Consider the following 1,432-nt stretch of genomic DNA (forward strand, 5'->3'; position numbering starts at 1 on the left):
TGGACTGCCCCCCAAAAGTTGGACAGTTTTAAGCTGCCGCCTGGGTCCTGTACTCGACAGGGCTCAGGCCATTGAGCCTCAGCTTGATGCGGTCATGGTTGTAGTAGTGAATGTACTCATCCAGGCCCGCTTTCAGTTCATCAATACTCTCGAAGCGCTTGAGGTAGAAAAACTCTGCCTTGAGCGTGCCGAAGAAGCTTTCCATAGCTGCATTGTCCAAGCAATTACCTTTGCGAGACATACTCTGTTTCACGCCATGATTGCGGAGCGTGTGGCGATACTGAGTCTGCTGGTACTGCCATCCCTGGTCGGTGTGGAGCACTAGCTTGGGCTTCTCTCCCAAGGTCTTGAGCGCTTTGTTGAGCATGTTTCCAACCAGGCTGTACTGAGGGCGAGTATCTGTCTCGTAGGCGATGATTTCCCCGTTGTACAAATCCATCACTGGTGAAAGGTAGAGCTTCTGTTGAGCCACCTTGAACTCGGTTACGTCACTTACCCATTTCTGGTTGGGACGCTGGGCGACGAAATTTCGCTCCAGCAGATTCGTCGCTATCTTGCCAACAGTACCTCGGTACGACTTATATTTTTTGGGCCGCACCAGTGATTTCAGACTCAGGGCAGTCATCAGCTTTTCGATGACCTTTTTGTTGACCAACACCCCACCTTTCCTGATCACGAGTGCAACGCGTCGATAGCCGTAGCGCCCTTTCTCCTTATGGTAGATCTGCTGAATCTTCTCTTTTAGCTCGGCATATTTGTCCGGCTTCTGTTGGCTCTGCACCTGATAGTAAAAGGTACTGCGAGCCAGCCCGATCAGCCGCAGCAGGTCAGGCAAAGGAAACCTACACTTGAGTTTGGAAACGATCAGGACTTTTTCCCCGGTATTCGTTCCTTTTCCTCCCGCAAAGCCTTGAGCTCCTTTAAGACAGCATTCTCCATCCGCAGGTATTCGAGCTCCGCCAGCAGCTGGTCTCGGGGCTTTTGCGAGTCGTCAGTATCTGTGGGTTTTGCTGGTTTGATCTTCTTCGGCACTTTGATCGGCTTTTTCTGGCGGTCGACAGGAGCTACAAGGCCACCACTGTAGTACTGCCGCTGCCAATTGCCTATCTGCGACGATTGGCCGAGGCCAAAATGCGCTGCGGTTTGACGCATGGAAAGACGATGCTCGTGCATAAAGCTCAGCACCTGCCGCTTGAAATCGTCGTCATAGCGCTGCCCGTTTGAGCGCGGAGAAAGGCTGGACTTGCTCTGATAGCTTGAAACCCACCGGCGTAGCAAGCTGTAGTCGACACCGAAAAGCTGGGCTACCTTGCGGAAGCCATTATTGCCATCCAGGTAGGCTGAGATGGCTGTGAGCTTGAACTGCTCTGTGTATTTGCCCATAGGTCCCCCAAGGGTTGGATTTTTTGTCCAACTTCTTGGGGGCAGTCCA

1 protein-coding gene is annotated in these 1,432 nt (G+C 52.4%); it reads right to left on the reverse strand.

What is annotated here, in order from left to right; genetic code table 11:
* Positions 1-28: 28 nt before the first annotated feature.
* Positions 29-1,383, reverse strand: a protein-coding gene (locus tag ACIPW4_RS27330) for an IS3 family transposase (RefSeq protein ID WP_400663784.1) whose coding sequence is annotated in 2 segments (ribosomal slippage) — positions 29-910 and positions 913-1,383 — 1,353 coding nt in all. Because the reading frame shifts where the segments join, the coding sequence is not laid out codon by codon here.
* Positions 1,384-1,432 lie beyond the last annotated feature (49 nt).

Origin of the sequence: Pseudomonas sp. NPDC089996 (assembly GCF_044748405.1) — a bacterium.
In the GTDB taxonomy this organism is placed as follows: Bacteria; Pseudomonadota; Gammaproteobacteria; order Pseudomonadales; family Pseudomonadaceae; genus Aquipseudomonas.